Genomic DNA, 21,175 nt, shown 5'->3' on the forward strand with positions numbered 1-21,175 from the left:
TTAATACAAATTGAATTTAAAAGGACGGGATTATCTGTGGCAACGTATAACTTAGATGCATTCAAAGGGATCATCGTAGCTATGTATGCATGTTACGATCAGAATGGGGATATTCATCAAGAAGGCGTGAAGCAGCTTGTTCGTCATTATATAAACAAAGGCGTGAAAGGATTGTATGTAGGAGGAAGCAGCGGAGAAGGGATGCTCCAAACAACGGAGGAACGCAAACTTGTTCTTGAGGCTGTGATGGAGGTTGCTGGCGATTTAACGATTATTGCCCATGTGGGTGCACCGTCAACGCGTGAGAGTGTTGAGCTTGCGCAGCATGCCGAATCCGTAGGCGCACACGCTATTTCTGCCGTACCATCCATCTATTATAGACTGTCACCGAATAGTGTAGAGAGCCACTGGCAAGCTATGATTGATAGTACTGCGCTGCCATTCATTATTTATCATATCCCACAGACGACCGGGTTCCATCTCTCGAAGTCTCTGTTAACTAAAATGGCTGCACAAGACAAAGTCATTGGTGTCAAAATCTCATCAGAGAGCACTTATGAACTCCAGCAATTTAAGGAAGCTGGTGGAGATCATTTCCTCGTCCTTAATGGCCCAGATGAGCAGTATTTAGCCGGACGGAGTATCGGTGCTGATGGCGGTATTGGTGGTACATATGGGGTTATGCCGGAGCTGTTCCTCAAGATTGAAGCATGTTATAAGAATGGACAGATGGATGAAGCACGGGCTTGGCAGTATAAAGTCAATGAAATCATTAATGAGCTGCTGTCCTATCCGTCACTTTATGGAGCTTGCAAAGCGATTCTGCGGCATCAGGGTGTCGATTGTGGTGAGGCAAGGCTTCCGCTACTTCCTGTGGAGCGTAAAGATGATGATCGAATCTCTGTACTCGCAGGTAAGATTCAGCAGTATGTAAATCAAGCGTGTGAGTCGACTGTGGAAGCATAATGTAGGCGTGGTTGTAGACCCAAGACATTGAGGCCTTAGGCGAGGTGGACTACAATAGAAAGGTAGGAGATGAAACAGACCAGAAAGAGGGAAGACCATTGCCTTTACATGAACATAAGAAAGCTGTTTTTTTTGATGTGGATGATACATTATATGACCATCTGACTCCCTTTCGGAGAGCAGTGGATGAGATTGCCCGCCCTGCGGGCGATTTTCCGTATGAAGCAGCTTATCACAGGCTGCGATATTATAGTGACATATTGTCTTTGGAGCTGGGCGGTGCAGGTTCGGCAGCGTATGATCTTGCAGTGGAGGAGATGAGAAGACGCCGCTTTCAACTTGCTTTAGAGGAATTTGATATCGATCTCAGTTCGGATCAAGCGAATCAAATGCAAGCAGCATATATCGGATGTCAGTATGACATTCAGATGTTTGATGGCGCACGTGAATTGCTTCAGCAGCTGGCAGCGGATGGTCATATTATTGGTTTAATTACGAATGGCCCCCTTCAGCATCAGATGAACAAAATTGCAGCGATGAATCTGGGGGACATCATCCCAGAAGATCGGTTATTTATATCGGGAGCCGTTGGCTGGGATAAACCAGACAAGCGTATTTTTGCTTATGTGAATGAGATCACAGGAACAAGTCCAGAGCATAGCTTTTATATCGGGGATTCATGGCGGAATGATGTAATTGGCGCTTTGGAAGCAGGCTGGAGCATGATCTGGTTTAATCACCGGGGTATAGAGCCAGAGACGGAGCATCGTCCGCATTATACCGTAGCGAGCTACGCGGAGCTGGGCGAAATTTTGAAAGCCCAGCTCTAACACGCTCTAATGGAGTTTAATTTCCGAGCAATTCTTTGATGTGCGCTTCGATCTTCTCTGGTGTATCTGTTGGAGCAAATCGCTTAACAACCTTTCCGTCTCGGTCTACTAGAAATTTGGTAAAATTCCATTTGATACGCTTGGTACCGAGCGCACCTGGAGCTTCGGAGGACAGATATGTAAACAGCGGGTGTGCACTTTCTCCATTGACGTCAATTTTGGAGAATAGAGGGAAAGTGACACCATGGTTCAATTTGCATGCCTCAGCGATATCCGTATCGTTCTCAAGCTCCTGATTCATGAACTGACTGCTAGGGAACCCGAGCACAGCCAGACCCTTATCGTGGTATGATTCGTGCAGTTTTTCCAAGCCCCTGAACTGAGGGGCGAACCCGCATTTGGTTGCCGTATTGACGATCAGAATGACCTGACCCTTGTACGCTTCTAGCTTCTGACGACTACCGTTAATCGTAGTAACCTCGAAATCATAAATAGACATGGGCACAAGCTCCTTCTATATCATTTGATAAAAGAGTATACGATTTCTATTCTACACAGTTTCATCTATAATTCGAATTCAAAACCCCCGGCCTCAGAGACCGGGGGTTCATTATATATGTGTCGGCTTAGCTTAGTGCTTATCTTTAACCTCGCCGACTTTTTGTTGAACTTCACCTTTGGCTTTGTCCACTTTACCCTCAGCCTGCATCGACTTATTGTTCGTAGCGTTCCCGACTTGGTCCTTTACTTCGCCCTTCGCTTTGGAAACGCCGCCTTTGATCTTATCTCCGAGTCCATTATAATTACTCATGATTAACATCTCCAATTCGTATTAGGATACAAGTAATTACCCGCACTGCCTATGATCCAAACAAGCTTATCAATTAAGTATTTAAGGCCCATACCGATACACTACCACCATTCACGGGAAAGACAGCAAATCCATCCTCGCCAATAGTAATATGATCTTCTCGAGTATTGGTGAGGTCAACCCAAACTTCTCCTGCTCGCTCAGTGCCTACATTCATCCGCTTGCTGCCTTCATCACCATTGGAGATCACGACCGCACATCCAGATCCTTCAATCTCAGGAACTCCAAATCGTACCCAGCCAATCGTATTGGCATGATCGAAATAATCCTCCTGCTTACCATAAGCCTTATGATAACGGGCGTAGAGCAGCGGATCGATGGCGATTTGTTTGCCAGGCACAGGAGTTTCCCCGCCGATTCCATAATAATCACCGTAGAATACGACAGGATAGCCATCTTTACGTAGTAGGATTAAGGCGTAAGCGCTCTGCTTAAACCAATCCTCTACCCATGATTCCAGTGATTCATGAGGTTGTGAATCGTGATTGTCCACGAAGGTGACCGCATTCATCGGGTGAGATTGAACGAGAGTGTCGTCTAAGATCTTACGAAGATCGTAATCTCTTCCTGCTTTGGATGCAGCATGCAGCTTATAATGAAGAGATACATCAAACAAGTCGATCTTATAATCAATGGTGTCGAGGAATTTTCGGCAAGCGTCGAGCTCTGGGTTCCAGAATTCACCGACCATATAGAAGGATTCTCCGTACGATTCCTTAATTGCGGAGGCGAATTCTTTTATATAATCGTGATTGATATGTTTAATAGCATCAAGGCGGAATCCACTGCATTGCAATGTATCGACCATCCATTTGGCCCAATCCGTCATTTCACGGCGGACATCTGGGTGACTATAGTCAATGTTTGCGAACATCAGATAATCGTAGTTACCAAATTCATTATCAACATTCTCACTCCAAGACTTATTCTCGCCAATGATGCGGAAGATACCCGTGCGGTCTTGGCTCGCATCGTAGTCTGTACCATTAAAATGATTGAAGTTCCATTTGAAGGATGAGTATGTATCACCCCGCCCAGGGAATGTGAATTTGGTCCAGCCTTCGATTTCAAAAGGTTTCGATATATCTTTGGTTCGGTCCATTTCATCCACTTGTATGACTTGGAAGCGTTCTGTGGCATCTGCACCTGCTTTGTGATTCATGACAAGGTCTACATAGACAGCAATGTCGTTAGCTTTACATGTCTGAATTGCCTCGATTAACTCCTCTTTCGTACCATATTTCGTTCGAACGGTCCCTTTTTGATCAAATTCACCGAGATCGTAAAGATCGTATATGCCATAACCCGTGTCCTCTGCAGATTGTCCCTTGGTAACGGGAGGAATCCATACCGAATTAATCCCTACTTGCTTTAACTGAGGTGCAGCCTCTTTAAGTCGTTTCCAATGTGACCCATCCGCTTTAACGTGCCACTCAAAAAACTGCATGATGGTATGATTTCTTTCCAATGATCCCATCTCCTCTATAATATGAATCTATGACTTGTATATGAAGCTATCTTCTATAGATCTAGTTACCCACGAAGTAGAGAGAGTTAAACTTTCCTATGTATTATAGAGTGGGATCACTATTATTTTGCCCAATTTACAGATAAAAATGACATTCACTCAAGGTGTAGTTAATTTCAGATAATATGCCCTTTTTTTGCCTGAGTGTCTGTGATATAATAGATTCCGGTTGTTTAACGCAAAACCTGCTTTTAAGTTTTCATAGAATCGAATTGATCTGCAGTCTAACATTTCGGGATATGAGCTACATATACTCGTGAATATATAATCAGGTAAATGGGTGAATCTATTCTATCTAGAATAAAAGTCACTTTCATGGCCTAACTTTTCTCGCAAGGGAGAGTTAGGCCATTTTTTATTTCCAATATATTCTAAACGGAGTAGAAGTTCGGAATCCTAGGTGACAACTGCGGCGGCGTACGCCGCTCATGATACGTCTTAAGTTAGGAGGGGTCGGAGTATTCGTTCATTTCTATATGAATATTAGCACCTTCAAAAGATAAGGAGTAAGCAATGGACGAGTCATATCCCATGAATCAGACAATACATCAATTTCAGCAACTCATAGCGAGTTATACAGGTAAGCTCCTAAGGGAGCATTTTGGCAAAGGACCCGAATCGGTCCTCGTCTCAATCGGCGGGGAATACATCACGATATACTTAAGAAATTTCCTAACCCCCTCGGAACGGATTCTGCTCCAGCAGGATCATGTAATCATCATAAATCAAATGCGGGATAAATTGATGCAGATGGTTAATCCAGAGGTTTTGGGGTTCATTCAGCAATTGACCGGAATTATTCCCTCGGAAATATATTATGACTGGGCGCTTCAGAATCAATCAGGCATGATTACCATTCTATGTCCTGAACGTCTGGTTGATGATTCCGAGATTCGGGAGGATTACAGCGATAAAGAGAAGTTAGAACAGGAGGTCAGGCTCATTAGTGAACAGGCGCAGAAAGCGCCTGATCGTCTTTATTCATATGAGATGAATAACCGGACACTGCTGTTTGTGAGGGAAGGTATTCTGGTACCGATCGAAAAGGAGTTTATTCGGCTTGGGCATAAAGAACTTCTTAAAGAAGTGAAACGAAATTTAGAGAAGAACTCGTTATATAACAATGCCGGTTTCGAACAGATTTTGAACCGACCGATTCTTGATATTTTTGTGGATTGGAATTATGAACTCGACAAAAGTATTATCGTGTTAGTTACTTCTTCAAAGTCGTAGGTTATAGACAACTAGGTAATGCGAAAGGCCACCGGATGAGGCGTGAGACGATATCCTTCCGGTGGTTTTTCTTTTCTTTCCATAAGGGTTCCCTTATACTAGTTCACGAGTAAATATAAACTGATATTTAAACGTAAAGAGGGCGTCCAAGATGAGTCTGACACCGTTTCAGGGTCACTATAATGGGTGGATTGTATTGTTATCGGTAGTTATATCCATTTGTGCCTCCTATTCAGCTCTTAACATAGCAGGGAAAATATATAGAACTCGTGGACGAAGCAGATGGATCTGGCTTCTCGCAGGGTCAAGCGTGATGGGCTTAGGTATCTGGTCCATGCACTTTATTGGTATGCTAGCATTTCATTTCGGTTTACCGGTAACTTATAACTCGGGTATAACAGTGCTGTCTTTATTGGTTAGCATCGGCGGATCGCTAATTGCTTTTTATATTGCTTCAGATCCGGACGCAGATACTAGGAAGCTACTTCTCGGAGGACTATGTATGGCAATAGGTGTCGTGCTCATGCACTATATGGGGATGGCAGCTATGCGTATGGAGGGAACACTTACATATAATCGATCGTTACAGGGGTTATCCACACTGATAGCACTCATGGCTTCCAATGCTTCGCTTCTTCTGTTCCGGAGATTCCGACATATACCTAACTTTAGTCGCTGGAAGGTTTACAGCGCAGTACTTATGGGTATGGCGGTTTCGGGTATGCACTATACGGGGATGTTGGCTGTAGAAATTCACCATAAGGATTCTATGATTAGGGTCGAAGAGCATGACTATGGAGGGTTTTTACTTCTTGGAGTATCTGTAGCAACCTTTATTATATTGGCTGTATCGATGATTGCGTTATTTTTTGATCGGCATGTGCTGGAGAAGATGGCATATCACGATGCGCTGACAGGTCTACCGAATCGGTATGGATTGGTTAGAGACATGGATAACCAATTGAGTAACTCCTGGCAAGGAGCTGTATTATTTATTGATCTGGACCGGTTTAAGACGGTTAATGATACCCTCGGACATGATTTTGGTGACATACTGCTTCAAGAAGTTGCAGAGCGATTCGTGCAATGCGCAGGATCAAGTGCGCTGATGTACAGACTCGGTGGTGATGAGTTCTTGGGTATTCTGCCGAAAGGATCACGGACTAGTGCAGCTGCATTTGCTCAGAAGCTGCTTGATGTGGTGCAGCAACCTATTTATGTAGAAGAACATGAGCTGTATATAACAGCTAGTATTGGGATCAGTCTTTCGCCTGAGCATGGTACAGATCGATTATCCTTAATCAAGGCATCGGATTCAGCAATGTATTATATGAAAAGTTCCGGTAAGAACGGATTCAAATTTTTCGATGATCATATGGTGAAGAAGCAAACGAGACGACTTCGTCTGGAAAAAGACTTACAAAAAGCGCTAGCGCACCATGAATTTGAAGTTGTGTATCAGCCCAAGTGGGATATTTCAAGCAATCAATTGTCGGGTATGGAGGCTTTACTTCGTTGGAAGCATTCCGAGCTTGGCCCGGTATCGCCAGTAGAATTCATCCCAATTGCAGAAGAGAACGGAAGTATTCTAACAATTACTCGGTGGGTATTGTTCTCTGTTTGCCGTCAGAATTTGCTGTGGCAGGAAGCGGGGTTAGCGACAGTTCCTATTTCCGTTAATATTTCGAGTCAGGTACTGGAGAGTGGGATGCTGGGACTTATGGTAGACGAGGCTCTACTGGATAGCGGACTATCGCCTAGATATTTAGAGTTGGAAATAACAGAATCCACCGCCATGATGAATATGGAGGGGATGGTTGAACAGATCAAACGTATTCGATCAAAAGGAATTAGCTTCTCCCTCGATGACTTCGGTACTGGCTACTCTTCGCTTGGACGATTGGGAGAGCTGCCTGTCGATACGCTTAAAATCGATAGAATATTTATTGAGAAGAGCGATATGCTCGATAAACAGGCCATCATCAACAATATTATCGCTATTGCCAAAAATCTAAATCTGAATATTGTAGCTGAAGGTGTAGAGAGAAGAGAACAAATGGAATTTCTAAAGTCCTGCGGTTGTTATGTCATGCAGGGTTATTATTTTGGCAAGCCTATGGGAGTGGATGCTCTTGGACACTGGCTACTTGCTGGTGGTGTTTCTATTAAGTTAGAACAAGATAACAAAAGAGCAAGGTAACCTCACTTTTACTTGGAAGTGGGTTTACCTTGCTCTTCTTTATGCTGGTCATTTTGGCCTCCTCATGTGAGGTCAGCCGTTGACCTTTTGATTTCTAAGCTATCACTTATCCCTTACTCGTAAGATTCATGTGTTAGGCCATCCAGAAACTAAGTACTGCGAGCAGGATTGAAGTGATGGTCATGGCAAGGAGGGGACGCCATGCTTTGCGAAGCGATTTAATGTGAATATTAAGTCCTAGGCCGACCATGGCCATTGAAAGGATAAAGGATGCCGAATTTGCAATTCCGCTTTTTAGACCTGTTGGAATCATGGGTTGGCCGTTCAATTCTATGCTGCCAACGATACTCAAAGCGATGAATCCGAGTAGAAACCATGGGAATTCCAGCTTAGAACCCTTCTCAATTCGTCCGGTACGCCGCATCCAGTACATTAAGATGAGGCTTAAAGGAATAAGAAGAAATACCCGACCGAGCTTGGCTAAAAGGCTAACTGCAAGCGCATCTTCTCCTGCAGGAGCAGCCGCTAAGGCGACATGAGCTAGCTCATGCAGACTAATACCGGACCATATGCCATATTGGGATTCCGTAAGCGGTAGATAAGGCTGGAGAAGTGTGTAGACAACGGCGAACACAGTTCCGATGAAGGCGATGATTCCAGCGCCGAGTGCCGTATCCTCATCTTTGGCTTTCAGGATCGGTGATACGGCCGCGATTGCTGCTGCGCCGCAGACTCCGGTTCCAATACCGAGAAGAAGGGACAGGGAGCCGTCTGCTTTTAACCATTTTGCCAAAAGCATGGTCACCAGAATTGCGAACACTATGACTACGACATCACGTAACAGAAGTCCGAGTCCTTGGCTGAATACGATAGCGATGTTGAGTTTGAGTCCGTATAGAATGATGGCAAGCCTGAGCAACTTCTTGGCTGTGAATTGAATGCCGCTACGCAGCGCTTCTGGATATCCAAAGACCTGACGAAACAATGCGGCAATGAGAATGGCCCACGCCAACTGTCCCAGAACACTGAGTTTAGGGACGAAGGATAATCCGTAGCCCATAAGAGCGATTAGAAAGGTGAAGCCGATCCCGCCAAGCATTGAAGTAGCTTTACTAAACTTAGGGCTAGGGTTAGGCTTCGGTAGTGCTTGATCCTGTGTCTTGTTCATTCGTTATAACCTCCGATATGTTCGGTTGGCCTAAACCCATCGTAGCTTAATTCCTAGAATAAGAAAAATAAATCATTATAATGGTTATAATAAGCAATAACTTATGATAACCTGATGGTATTAGTTTGCCGAAAAAGAGGAGATTCATTATGGATTTGACCTTAGAAGTTTTTGTCACCGTTGTGGAGAAAGGTAATTTCACTCGAGCAGCGGAAGAACTCAGGATGACTCAGCCTGCTGTGAGCCAGTACATTCAATCATTGGAACGCACAGTTGGAGCTAAACTGCTGGAACGAACGAATAAGTATGTGCGATTAAATCAGGCAGGGGAAATCGTATTTCACCATGCTAAAGATATTTTGGGGAAATATACACGTATGCAATCATTGGTTGATGATCTGTTGGATCGGGCAAGCGGTGATCTTTCAATAGCGGCAAGTTACACATTCGGTGAGTATGTTCTGCCACATTTATTGGCATATTTACGTAAGGAATATCCCTTGATTCGCCCGAAAATTAATATCGGGAATACATCAGAAGTTGCCGAAATGATCTTGAACCATCAAGCTGATATTGGGATTGTAGAGGGTGAATATCATCATGATAAGCTTCATATTGAAGCTTTCGCAGAGGATGATTTATTTATTATTGTACCGAACGAAGAGCGCTATGCAGGGAAGAATGCAATCCATTTACCCGAGCTTAGTGAAGAAACTTGGATCGTCAGGGAAAGTGGGTCTGGAACAAGAAATGCGACAGAGCGAATGTTTATCAGATGGGGCTTTCAACCGGAGCATAAGGTTGAATTCGGAAGCACCCAGTTAATTAAGGAATCTGTAGAGGCTGGACTTGGAGTGACACTATTATCCCACTGGGCTGTGAGGAAAGAAATATCACTTGGTACACTGCTCATGCTCAAGCCTTACGGTGAACGGGTGCGAAGACATTTTTCACTGATCACACAGGCAACGCCATATCATACAAGGGCTTCGGATATATTCCTGGATATGCTACGGCAAAATAAAGCATTTCCAGTAAGTTATATATGAAACTTCTTGGGCTTTCACCGTGTTATTAAAGGTGGAGGTGTGTTCATGTGATGTCGAAATGGTTAGCCGCACTTCTCTCCTCACTGTTAATCTGTCTGGTTGCAGCTTATCTAGATTATACGCCGATGGATATGAGGGAGATCGGAGTCAGCTATAATTCGTATTTTAGACTTTTTATCGTAGGCTGGATTATTTTATTTCCAATGTATTTATTCCTGGGCATACCCATTTCACTGATTATAGATGCAGCGATTGCGAGATTTTTTCATGAAGCCCCCAAGGGAGTGGCATTTAGCATGAAATTGATATCCTATTTGCTCGGGGGCGTAGCGGTAGGATGGATCTATTCAAGTGTGGTTGGATACGGGGGTTGGGGCACCTATAAATATCCTTTTATGTTGGGGGCTTTCATATTTTGGGCGACCCAAGAGATTATTCGATTACTGGTCAGGAGAGTTAAGAAGCAAATTGGCTCATCCATCAGGACATAAGAACATCACCTAATTTAGGGGTGTTTTTTTTTTATATAATTAATGACTAAACGGAACAGATATGGGGAAAATATGTGTAATAAAAAAGGAGGAGTGGACATGAAAACGATAAATACAATTGCATTGCTTTTACTTATCATTGGGGGAATTAACTGGCTCCTTATTGGTGTATTTCAATATGACTTGGTAGCTTCCATTTTCGGAGGACAAACTTCTGCTGGAGCCCGTGTTATTTACACCCTTGTAGGTGTGTGTGCTCTGTATTCCATTAAATTCTTTGGAGATGTAACCGAAGATCATCGCTCGAGTGCACGTTAAGATTTGGTTCTTACATGCTCAAAATACGAAACAGGCTACCTGAAGTAATCATGACGGGTAGCCTGTTTTTGTTATGAAGTGGAAATTGTCATCAATGGTTTATTTGAAAAAACAAGCAATTTGAGGGTCAAAAACAACACATTGTCCAGTTGTCAGCAGGGGATGTCAAATGGCTGAAACCCTTGATAATACTAGGTTTTCAAGGATGCCCAAAACGACATATTTACGATGATTAGGATTGTCAGCTATTGTAATCGTGTAAGCGTTAACACATCGAGACATGATGTGATAGCTAACTCTAGGAATCATTACAATAATAACCACATCATCAGGAAGGGGTGATCCTATGCGGGAAACAAAAACTGCTATTGCAAGCAGTCAGGGAACGATGCTCGGTAAGAGCAATAAAAGTGTATGGAAAAGAATGCTTCAGAACTGGGAGCTGTACATCTTTATAGCACCTGCATTTTTTTACTTTCTTATTTTCGCGTATGGACCGATGTATGGTATTCAGATCGCGTTTAAAAATTTCATTCCAACAATGGGGATTACGGGTAGCCCATGGGTAGGTTTCGATCACTTTAAACGATTCTTTGAATCCTACTATTTTTGGGACCTATTATGGAACACATTAAGTATCAGCTTGTATGAACTGGCTGTCGGATTTCCGATTCCCATTATTCTAGCTCTAGCATTCAACGAAATAAGAAACGGTTTCTTTAAAAAGTTGGCCCAGACGGTTACCTACGCACCTCACTTTATATCTGTCGTTGTTATGGCGGGGATGATTATTACTTTCCTTTCTCCTTCAACAGGGATGATCATTAATATTATTGAGGGCCTCGGATTTACTGCACCTGACTTTTTAACAGATCCAAAATGGTTTAAGACCATGTATGTATTCTCCGGTGTATGGCAAAGCGCAGGTTGGGGAACTATCATTTACTTGGCAGCGCTTTCTGGTGTAGACCCAGGGCTTCACGAAGCTGCTGTTATCGATGGGGCTTCGCGCTTCCAGCGTTTGCGTCATATTAACATCCCGACACTTATTCCTACGATGACCATTCTATTGATTCTGAATGTAGGTAGTTTGCTAGGTGTAGGTTTTGAGAAGATCTTATTGCTCCAGAACCCGCTTAACATGGGGGCCTCGGATGTCATATCTACGTTTGTATATCGTTCAGGTCTTGTGGATGCTCAGTACAGCTTCTCGACAGCAATCGGATTGTTTAACTCCGTAATCAACGCAATTATGTTGGTTGTTGTGAATCAGATCGTTCGCCGTACAAGTGAAAATAGTTTGTGGTAGAAAGGAGGAAGTTATGAATGCTTACAGGTGTTAAGGAAACCAAACGAGACAGAATATTTCTAATTTGCAATTATATCTATGTATTCTTTGCATTTCTCATCGTGTTTTATCCTTTAGTGTATATGGTCAGCGCATCGATCAGTGATCCGAAGCTTGTCGGTTCCGGGGAAATGTGGCTCTTTCCAAAGGGGATAACATTTGACGGATACAAGCGAGTCTTCGAGAACACTAGTATTTGGATTGGATATGGTAATACCATTCTTTATACGGTAGTCGGAACGACGATTAACTTAGTAGTAACTCTTCCTGCTGCTTACGCTCTAAGCCGTAAGGATTTTATTGGCCGCAACTTCTTTATGGGCATGTTCATGGTAACGATGTTCTTTGGTGGTGGGCTTGTACCTTCCTACCTGCTTGTAAAACAGCTTGGCATGATTGATACAATTTGGGCTATCGTCATTCCATCGGCTGCATCGATTTGGAACATTATCGTATCTCGTACGTTCTTCCAAAGCTCGATTCCGAAGGAATTACAGGAGGCAGCTCAGATTGATGGATGTACGAATATGAGATTGTTCGTCAAAATCATTCTGCCGCTATCTATGCCAATCATCGCAGTTATGGCTTTGTTCTATGGTGTAGGTAACTGGAACAGCTACTTCTCGGCTCTCATTTATCTGAATGATTCAGCTAAATATCCATTGCAGCTGGTATTGCGTCAAATTCTCGTACTGCAACAAATGGCTGCACAGGGTGGCGGAGCCATTGATGCTTCGACAGCTGCTGCGATGAACAGTAAGGCAGAAATTGCTGCACTCGTTAAGTACGCGGTTATTATCGTAGCAACGGTTCCAATCATTGCTATCTATCCATTCCTTCAGCGTTATTTTGTCCAGGGTGTTATGATTGGTTCTGTAAAGGGCTGATCGTGTCATAGAAAAAACATCAAAAACATCAAACACTAAACAAGGGGAGTTGTTGTCATGAATAAGCTTCGTAAGGCATCATCTATCTTACTCTGCCTCACACTATCAGCCGGTATACTGGCTGCTTGTGGCGCTAAAGGTGAAAGCGGTTCATCCGGTTCTACAAGTGCAGCTGACGTAAAAAAAGAAGGATTTCCAATCGTTGAGCAGCCAATTACACTGAAGGTCATGTCCCAGGATGCGGGTGTAGCAGATTGGAACAAGATGCCTGTATTGCAAGAGATGGAGAAACTAACAGGCATTAAGCTAGAATATCAGCTCTCACCAGTTGATAGCTTTGAAACGAAGAAGAATCTCGTTTTTGCGAGTGGCGATGTGCCGGATATGTTCTATGCAGCGGATTTAAAACCAGCGGAGCAAGTGACTTATGGTAGTCAGGGCGTACTTATTCCATTGGAAAAATATATTGATGAGGGCTATGCACCAAATCTGAAGAAAATTCTAGACGAGAACCCGGATATTCGTAAGTCGTTCACGACTCCTGACGGCCATATGTATGCGTTACCTTTTATTGATAGTGCAGCAGTTTGGTACCGCGGTCCGATGTGGTATAACGGTAAATTCTTGAAGGCGCTTAATGTTGAAGAACCGAAGACAACAGAGGAGTTGTACACGTTCTTGAAACGAGTGAAAGAGGAAGATCCGAACGGTAATGGACAAAAGGATGAAATTCCACTGACTTCTGTAAAACTGGATGATCTACGTATGTACTTCTTTGGATTCTTTGGAATGTACGATGAGAAAATCTATGCTGACAAGGATGGTAAAGTACATTACTCTCCTCAAGAAGAAGGATACAAAAGTTACCTGACATTCATGAACCGTCTATGGAAAGAAGATCTACTAGATCATGAAACATTCTCCCAGACATCGGATCAGAAGAAGTCGAAAGGTCAGAAGAATCAGATCGCATTGTTTAATGATTACTATCCATACTTTACACTCGGGGGCGAGCCAAGCTCAGATAATCCGATGATGACACCAGTGAAGAGTGATATTGAAGGTTCTCCGGTTTATGGTAAGCATCCAGGGATATCTACGAATGGTACCTTTGCCATTACGAGCAAAAACCCTGCTCCTGAAGCTACTATGCGTTGGATCGACTATCTTTATAGCTATGAAGGCTCAACACTATTCTCTCAAGGACCAGAAAATACGCTTTGGAAGTTCAAAGATAAAGAGAATCGCGTAAAAGAATGGCTGCCGGTACCAGGCGGTGGCGATCGTGAGGAATACAAAGGCAAAATAACACCAAACTTCGGTATTCTGACACCAGGTATCAATGATCCGGAAGTATCAAAAGGACTTCAATCCGATTTTGATCAATGGATTAATAAACAAAACGAAGAGAAGTTAATTCCAATCGCGAAAGCTCCGTTCCCTAACGTATACCTTACAAATGAAGAACAGAGTGAAGCAAGTGCTTTGATGTCTGACCTCAACACGTATGTTCAGCAGATGGAAGCGAAATTCGTTACGGGCCAAGAGCCACTATCGAATTGGGACAAGTATGCTGCTCAAGTCAAGAAAATGGGATCTGACCGCCTCGTTGAGCTTTATCAAGGTGCATATGATCGTTGGAATACAGAGAAATAAACTTAAATATATTTAAAAACAATAGCCAACACAGCCCGGTCCATCGTGACCGGAGGTTGGCTATTAACATTATTAACCTCACCATGAAAACGAATTCATATTTTTACAAGGCTAATAGAATATGATGTCGAATACATAACTTCGGAGGTGTGAAATGAGTGATAACAAATTGATAGAGGAAGAGAAAGAAGACTTTATCGAGCAGGGTGTTCATAATTACAGCAGTGAGAAAGAATGGGTTAAGCCAGAGGACCCGCTGCTGCTAGAGCGACTGGAGTGGTTTAAGGATCAGAAGCTGGGTTTGATGATGCACTGGGGTCCCTATTCTCAGCTCGGGCTTGTGGAGTCATGGGCACTCAGTGATACAGATGAAGAATGGTCGCGCAATGAGATTGATTGGGATATTGATGCGGAGGAGCTAAAGCGCCAGTATTTTGCATTAAATAAGACGTTTAATCCTCTTCGGTTTCAACCTGATTTATGGGCTGATTTGGCTGCTGAGAATGGGTTCAAATATCTCAACTTTACGACCAAGCATCATGACGGATTCTGCATGTGGGATACCCACACAACGGATTACAGGATTACGGGTCCCGATTGTCCATTCCATACGCACAAATTCGCTGACATCACAAAACAACTGTTTGACGCTTTTCGTGCGAAGGGGCTAGGAATTTCAGCGTATTTCTCTAAAGCCGATTGGCATACTCCCTATTACTGGGCACCGGGTATGAAGCCTGGAACCACCACATCAAGAGGGCCTACCTATGATCCAAAGGAGTACCCTTGGCTATGGGAGCAATTTGTTCAGTTTACGCATGAACAGATCATGGAACTTATGACCAATTACGGCCGCATTGATGTGTTGTGGCTTGATGCCGGATGGGTCAATGATTATCGCGATCAGAATATCCGGTTGGGTGAAGTGGTGGATAAGGCACGGAAGATCCAGCCTTGGCTTCTGTCAGCCGATCGCACGGTTGGCGGTCCATATGAGAATTTGATTACACCAGAGCAGACGCTTCCTGAGCGTGCACTGCATGTACCATGGGAGAGCTGCATCACCATGGGATCTGCGTTCTCTTTCCGCTATGAGGACAATTACAAAACAGTTCGACAGCTCATTCACCTTCTTGTTGAGATTGTTGCAAAAGGCGGCAACCTTGCACTGAACGTAGCGCCACAGCCAGACGGAAGATTGTCCAAAACAGCGATTGCTCGGATCAAAGGTATGGGAGCATGGCTGAATGTTCATGGAGAAGCTATCTACGGAACTCGTGCTTGTGAACCATATTCTGTGGAGAATGTTCAGTTTACTCAAAAAGGCGATACAACTTATGCCTTCTACCTCTATAAGGATGAGAATGAGAATATTCCAGATGAACTGTATATACCGATTCACGGGGATTTTAATCGCATTGATCTAGTGGGTGGGCAAGAAGTGCTTGATTTCAGCCGCACAGAATCGGGAATCGTGGTACGTCTGCCAGAACAGGAACGTCAAGGTTTAGCTCCGATCGCTCATGTACTTCGTCTAACGTAAATTACAATTCATTCGGATGTTCAAGTGTAAGTGATTAACAATAACTAGAGCTGATACATAAGGAAGGTGTGACAGAACATGCAAAAAAATTGGTTTGATAACGCAAAGCTAGGGATATTTATACACTACGGCATTTATGCCGTGGATGGAGTCGCGGAATCATGGTCCTTCTATAACGGAAGAATCTCTTACGATGAATATATGAAGCAGCTGGACGGTTTTACTGCATCTAAATTTGATGCCGATCAGTGGGCTGATTTAATAGAGAAGTCAGGTGCGAAATACGCAGTTCTAACAACCAAGCACCATGATGGTGTAGCACTGTGGGATACGCAGTACAGTGATCTAAATGTAGTGAAGAAGACCCCTGCCAAACGGGACATTATTAAGGAGTACGCAGAAGCAATTACGAAACGAGGCATTCACCTCGGGATGTACTATTCACTTATTGACTGGTCTCACCCGGATTATCCAAGCGTATTTGAAGGTGGGAAGGTTCCTGAGGATCTCAGTAATGTGAACCCGCATTCAAACCCAGTGGATGGAGTACAGGATGAAGAGAAATGGCAGAAATTCCTTGAATTTAACAATAATCAACTGCGGGAAATTTTAACGAATTATGGTAAAGTGGACCTGTTATGGTTCGACGGCGATTGGGAGCGGAGTGCTGAACAATGGAACTTGCCTGAGTTTAAACATTATCTCCAGTCGTTTAACCCAGAGATTCTAATCAATTCGCGTCTTCAAGGACATGGCGATTATAAGACGCCAGAACAAGGAATTCCAATCACAAGACCGGAAGGACCTTGGGAGTTCTGCACGACGATTAATTCATCATGGGGCTATGTACCAACAGACAATAAATACAAATCACTGAATCAGATTATTCGGATGTTCTGTGACTGTATTTCTATGGGTGGTAATATGCTGCTCGATATCGGTCCTCGTGAGGACGGAACGATCGATAAGCGTCAGGAAGATATTCTGCTTGGACTGGGTGAATGGATCAGGGCTCATGAAGAAGCTGTTTTCGGTACAGGTGAAGGCATCATGACCCGTTATTATTTGGGAGGTAGCACACTTTCCGAGGATAAGAAGACATTATATCTATTTGTATACGATGATCCGAAAGAGAATGTTTGTCTGAAAGGTCTGTGTAACCCGATCAAGAAAATTACTGTGCTTCATTCCGGTAAGGAGCTCACTCATGAGATTCATGGCGGTGTGCCTTGGTTCAACATCCCAGGTACAACTTGGATTCATATGACTCCTGAGGATACTCATGAGCATGTTACGGTCTTGAAGCTTGAATTCGATGAAGAGCTGGACATGTATGGCGGTTCTGGAGCTGTTGTAACCCATAACTAACGAGGATTTAACCATCACTAACGAAGCGGGGTAGAACAATGAACAGAAGTGGAGTACCGGAGCCGAATATTGAATATGCTCCTAAACATTATGTATGTAGACGGGCGGAAGGGCCGCTTGAATTAGATGGCCGAGTAGATAAGGCATTCTGGAACGCAGCGGATTGGACCGACGATTTCGTAGATATCGAAGGCGATCTTCGTCCAAAGCCGAGCAAGCAGACCCGAGTCAAGATGCTGTGGGATGATGAGTATTTCTACTTCGCAGCAGAGATGATCGAGGATCAGATTTGGGCGACGCTAACAGAACGTGACTCCGTCATTTTTTATGACAAAGATTTTGAGATTTTCATCGATCCCGATGGCGATACACACAATTATTATGAGTTTGAGATTAACGCGCTGAACACCGTATGGGATCTGCTTCTGGTAAAGCCATACCGTGATGGTGGACCTCCGGTGAATGGCTGGGATATTAACGGTCTGAAGACCGCTGTGCATATCGACGGGGAGCTCAATCGTCCGGGTGCAGACAACCGGAAGTGGAGTGTCGAAGTGGCGATCCCTTGGACCAGTCTGCGGGAATGTGCAGCAGAAAGTCGCCCACCTCATTTAGGCGAATTCTGGCGCGTCAATTTCTCCCGTGTTGAATGGAAGACTGAGGTTCAAGATGGTGAGTACCGGAAAGTGTTGAATCCGGAAACGGGCAGACCTTATCCGGAAGACAACTGGGTATGGTCCCCGATGGGTCTCATCAACATGCATTATCCAGAGTTATGGGGTTATGTGGTGTTTGCTGATGAGAGCACACCTAATACCTTTGAACTGCCCAAGGACGAGCTGATTAAGTGGGAGCTGCGTAAGCTCTATTACCGTGAACGTAACTATTTCGAAGCTCACGGTCAGTTTACGACGGACAAAAAGCAGCTCATGGGTGACGATGTGTGGAGTATTGACCCCGTCATTGAAACGACCCGTGGTCTGTTTCAGATCACAGCTCCGTCCTCGGATGGACAAGGATTCATCTGTATTCGAGAAGACGGAAAGCTATGGAAGGAGTAAACATTCATGACGATACAGACATCTGTATTTTCTTTGGAACCATCTATGCTGGAGTTAATCGATCAGAAGTTTCGTAAGAAACAGAAGATTGTTGGAGTGCGTAAGCCTGAGTTGTTTGATGTCTTTCAAGAGGAACTAACTGAGGAAGAGACTTGGGCGCTGAAATATTTATATGCCTATATGCCAATCAACGATATGGCTGACTACAATGGTGAACTGTTCCTGAGCCATGTGCGTCAGACGCTCGCGATCCGTAAGCAGGTTCCTTGGGGAGCGCGTGTGCCAGACCATTTATTCTTGCATTTCGTTCTTCCTTACCGGGTAAATACCGAGAATATCGAGGATTACCGCGGAGTTATGTATAATGAATTGTCTGAACGGACAGCACATTTATCCATGGCAGAGGCTATTATGGAGGCCAACTATTGGTGTCATGAGACGGCAACCTACATTGGTAGTGACCTGCGGACGATGTCACCACTTGGTATGATGCGTAATGCGAGAGGGCGTTGTGGTGAGGAATCTACGCTGGCTGTAGCAGCGCTGCGCAGTATTGGTATCCCTGCTCGTCAGGTATATACTCCGCGCTGGGCACATTGTGATGACAACCATGCATGGGTAGAGGCATGGGCTGATGGTGAATGGTTCTATTTCGGTGCTTGCGAGCCAGAAGCGCGGCTTAATCAAGGCTGGTTCAGCCCGCCTGCAAGACGCGGGATGTTAATCAACACTCGTATCTTTGCGGATTATCCTGGACCGGAAGACATCACACTTACAGACGAATGGTTTACGGAAATCAACCTGATGGAGAATTACGCGCCTACGCGTACGATCCACATTCATGTGAAAGACGGACAGGGTGTTCCAGTTAGTGGTGCTGAAGTTCACTTCCAGTTGTATAACATGGCTGAACTATATCCGATTGCGATCCTCCCAACGGATGAGCAGGGACAAGCTTCATTTAAGACTGGCTACGGCGACCTGCTAATTCGTGCAGTGAAAGACGGCCAGTGGGGCGAAATGGCGATAACCGTTGCGGATCGTGAATCCTTTGAGCTCGTGCTCGATACTTCGGAGCAACCGCTGGGTATCTTTGATTTCGACTTGGTTCCTCCCCCAGAACGTGAGGGAGAAGGTGCTGAATCGCTCACGGAAGAGAAGATTCAACATCACAACAGTCGTCTTGAAGAAGGTACAAAGATACGGACAAATTACGAGTCTACCTTCCTTGGTGAGGAGGATGCGTTACGAATTGCCGAAGCAGCAGGATTACCGTCTGACAGAGTGTGGGATGTACTGCGGAAAGCACGCGGGAATAGCAAAGAGATCGCAACATTTCTTCAAGATCGTTCCGCTGAACATGGCCAGTGGCCGCTATGCTTGCTGGAAACCTTGAATGAAAAAGATCTGACCGATACGTTCCAGCCTACGCTTGATGATCATCTGAAGGGTGCGCTCGTGTATCTCGGAGATTTCACTGAGGCAGAAGATGTATTCTCCAAATATATTTTATGTCCACGCGTTCTCCATGAAATGATTGTGCCATACAGACAAGCTTTCCAAGAGGCCTTTAGTGCCGCAGAGCTTGCGGCATTTAAGTCTAATCCTGCAGAGCTTGCGCGGACCTTAGAGCAGGGCTATGAAATCTGGGAGGACCTCCCTAACCTGAAGGGTAAAGGGAATCCACTGGGTACATACCGCTTGGGCATGGGAGATAAGGTGTCACTAGACATTATGTTCGTGGCTGTCTGCCGTAGTTTGGGCATCCCGGCGCGTCTTCACCCGAGCGAGCAGAAGCCGCAGTATCTCGTTGATGGGAACTGGGTAGACGCGGTATTTGCAATCACATCTTCTTCACAAGAAGAGGATCAGCACGTGACGAGTGGTACACTGCGACTACTGCCGGATTCGGAAGCTGCAGAGGATACGCCGGCAGCATCCTACTATGAGAACTTCTCTTTTGCCCGTCTGGAGGATGGGGTGTACAAGACACTCGTTTATCCTCACGGCAAAAAAGATGTCTACGATGAACCATTTGAAGTGGATCCAGGAGCTTATCGCTTAACCTCAGGCATTCGCCTGAAGGATGGAACGGTAAGAGCTCGCTTTTCATATTTCACGGTGAGCGCTGCAGAACAAACCACAGTTACGCTGACTTACCGTGAGACGACTTCGGAGATTCCTGTTCTCGGTACTTTAGATCGCAGTAGCTCGCTGCTTCAGTTGGATGGCAGTACCGAAGTATTACTGGGCGATCTGATCGGGACTGACGGAGCGATAACTGCGTGGATCGAGCCTGAACGGGAGCCGACTAAGCATTTGTTCCGTGAGCTGAGCGAGATAGCTGAGCCGCTTGATAAGCTGGGCGCACCGATCGTGCTGATCGTTGGCGATTCGGAGTGGACTACTTCATTTAATCCTGCGAATTATCCGAACCTGCCTGCACGAACTGTTTTTGTACGGGATTCATCCTATGCATCGTTACCAGATTTCATATCGAAGTCACCTGCTAGTGAAGCTGGCTTCCCGCATCTGTTTGTGCTGGACGGCTTAGACCAAATTCGATATACCTCCTCCGGGTACAAGATCGGTACCGGAAAGGAAGCATTACAAATTTTATCTGGTGTGTTTAAGCGACCCCAAGAATCGGAGTGAATG

18 protein-coding genes are annotated in these 21,175 nt (G+C 44.5%); 14 read left to right on the forward strand and 4 right to left on the reverse strand.

The annotated features are described in order from the left end of the window. Positions 1–36 precede the first annotated feature (36 nt). Together AC3WJJ_RS19965 and AC3WJJ_RS19970 are read left to right on the forward strand one after the other, a co-directional pair. A complete protein-coding gene (locus tag AC3WJJ_RS19965; RefSeq protein WP_492543429.1) occupies positions 37–966 on the forward strand; it encodes a dihydrodipicolinate synthase family protein in 930 nt (309 codons plus the stop codon). Positions 967–1,064: 98 nt separating this feature from the next. Further along, on the forward strand, positions 1,065–1,796 hold the full coding sequence (locus tag AC3WJJ_RS19970) for an HAD family hydrolase (RefSeq protein ID WP_492543430.1): 732 nt from the start codon (positions 1,065–1,067) through the stop codon (positions 1,794–1,796). Between the two features lie 16 nt (positions 1,797–1,812). On the opposite strand, the gene AC3WJJ_RS19975 is transcribed toward AC3WJJ_RS19970, so the two are convergent. The 3 genes from AC3WJJ_RS19975 to AC3WJJ_RS19985 all read right to left on the reverse strand — a co-directional run bounded on the left by AC3WJJ_RS19975 (position 1,813) and on the right by AC3WJJ_RS19985 (position 4,135). Next, a complete protein-coding gene (locus AC3WJJ_RS19975; RefSeq protein WP_492543431.1) occupies positions 1,813–2,295 on the reverse strand; it encodes a glutathione peroxidase in 483 nt (160 codons plus the stop codon). 132 nt (positions 2,296–2,427) lie between these two features. Beyond that, the gene (locus AC3WJJ_RS19980) at positions 2,428–2,607 is read right to left on the reverse strand and encodes a CsbD family protein (protein WP_492543432.1); all 180 of its coding nucleotides are present in this window, start codon (positions 2,605–2,607) and stop codon (positions 2,428–2,430) included. Positions 2,608–2,680: 73 nt separating this feature from the next. Next, positions 2,681–4,135 carry an alpha-amylase gene (locus AC3WJJ_RS19985; RefSeq protein ID WP_492543433.1) on the reverse strand — a complete coding sequence of 485 codons (1,455 nt, stop codon included), beginning with the start codon at positions 4,133–4,135 and terminating at the stop codon, positions 2,681–2,683. 591 nt (positions 4,136–4,726) lie between these two features. On the opposite strand from AC3WJJ_RS19985, the gene AC3WJJ_RS19990 reads away from it, so the two are divergent. Both AC3WJJ_RS19990 and AC3WJJ_RS19995 read left to right on the forward strand, forming a co-directional pair. After that, positions 4,727–5,428 carry a Na-translocating system protein MpsC family protein gene (locus tag AC3WJJ_RS19990; protein ID WP_492543434.1) on the forward strand — a complete coding sequence of 234 codons (702 nt, stop codon included), beginning with the start codon at positions 4,727–4,729 and terminating at the stop codon, positions 5,426–5,428. A 151-nt stretch (positions 5,429–5,579) separates the two neighbouring features. Beyond that, positions 5,580–7,628: a putative bifunctional diguanylate cyclase/phosphodiesterase gene (locus tag AC3WJJ_RS19995; RefSeq protein WP_492543435.1), complete on the forward strand. Its 2,049-nt coding sequence runs from the start codon at positions 5,580–5,582 to the stop codon at positions 7,626–7,628. Between the two features lie 133 nt (positions 7,629–7,761). Here the strand turns inward: AC3WJJ_RS19995 and AC3WJJ_RS20000 are convergent, their stop codons facing one another. Beyond that, positions 7,762–8,796, reverse strand: coding sequence for a YeiH family protein (locus AC3WJJ_RS20000; RefSeq protein WP_492543436.1), 1,035 nt, complete (start codon positions 8,794–8,796; stop codon positions 7,762–7,764). A 149-nt stretch (positions 8,797–8,945) separates the two neighbouring features. Here AC3WJJ_RS20000 and AC3WJJ_RS20005 point away from each other — a divergent pair, with 149 nt between their 5' ends. The 10 genes from AC3WJJ_RS20005 to AC3WJJ_RS20050 all read left to right on the forward strand — a co-directional run bounded on the left by AC3WJJ_RS20005 (position 8,946) and on the right by AC3WJJ_RS20050 (position 21,172). Then, a complete protein-coding gene (locus tag AC3WJJ_RS20005; RefSeq protein ID WP_492543437.1) occupies positions 8,946–9,845 on the forward strand; it encodes a LysR family transcriptional regulator in 900 nt (299 codons plus the stop codon). Positions 9,846–9,895: 50 nt separating this feature from the next. Next, complete coding sequence (locus AC3WJJ_RS20010; RefSeq protein ID WP_492543438.1) at positions 9,896–10,336, forward strand: hypothetical protein; 441 nt, start codon at positions 9,896–9,898, stop codon at positions 10,334–10,336. Between the two features lie 99 nt (positions 10,337–10,435). Next, a complete protein-coding gene (locus AC3WJJ_RS20015; protein WP_492543439.1) occupies positions 10,436–10,654 on the forward strand; it encodes a DUF378 domain-containing protein in 219 nt (72 codons plus the stop codon). A 388-nt stretch (positions 10,655–11,042) separates the two neighbouring features. Continuing rightward, entirely contained in the window at positions 11,043–11,963 is a 921-nt protein-coding gene (locus AC3WJJ_RS20020; RefSeq protein ID WP_422661571.1) for an ABC transporter permease, read from the forward strand. Positions 11,964–11,980: 17 nt separating this feature from the next. Continuing rightward, complete coding sequence (locus AC3WJJ_RS20025; protein ID WP_492543440.1) at positions 11,981–12,889, forward strand: carbohydrate ABC transporter permease; 909 nt, start codon at positions 11,981–11,983, stop codon at positions 12,887–12,889. Between the two features lie 57 nt (positions 12,890–12,946). After that, positions 12,947–14,545, forward strand: a complete 1,599-nt coding sequence (locus AC3WJJ_RS20030) for an extracellular solute-binding protein (protein ID WP_492543441.1) — start codon at positions 12,947–12,949, stop codon at positions 14,543–14,545. 154 nt (positions 14,546–14,699) lie between these two features. Beyond that, complete coding sequence (locus tag AC3WJJ_RS20035; RefSeq protein ID WP_492543442.1) at positions 14,700–16,088, forward strand: alpha-L-fucosidase; 1,389 nt, start codon at positions 14,700–14,702, stop codon at positions 16,086–16,088. Between the two features lie 78 nt (positions 16,089–16,166). Further along, positions 16,167–17,456 (forward strand): alpha-L-fucosidase, encoded by a 1,290-nt coding sequence (locus AC3WJJ_RS20040; RefSeq protein WP_492543443.1) that lies wholly within the window; start codon positions 16,167–16,169, stop codon positions 17,454–17,456. Between the two features lie 38 nt (positions 17,457–17,494). Continuing rightward, on the forward strand, positions 17,495–18,517 hold the full coding sequence (locus AC3WJJ_RS20045; protein ID WP_492543444.1) for a carbohydrate-binding family 9-like protein: 1,023 nt from the start codon (positions 17,495–17,497) through the stop codon (positions 18,515–18,517). Positions 18,518–18,523: 6 nt separating this feature from the next. After that, on the forward strand, positions 18,524–21,172 hold the full coding sequence (locus tag AC3WJJ_RS20050) for a transglutaminase domain-containing protein (RefSeq protein WP_492543445.1): 2,649 nt from the start codon (positions 18,524–18,526) through the stop codon (positions 21,170–21,172). Positions 21,173–21,175 lie beyond the last annotated feature (3 nt).

The sequence above is a fragment of the Paenibacillus sp. FW507-14B1B genome, from assembly GCF_058781425.1.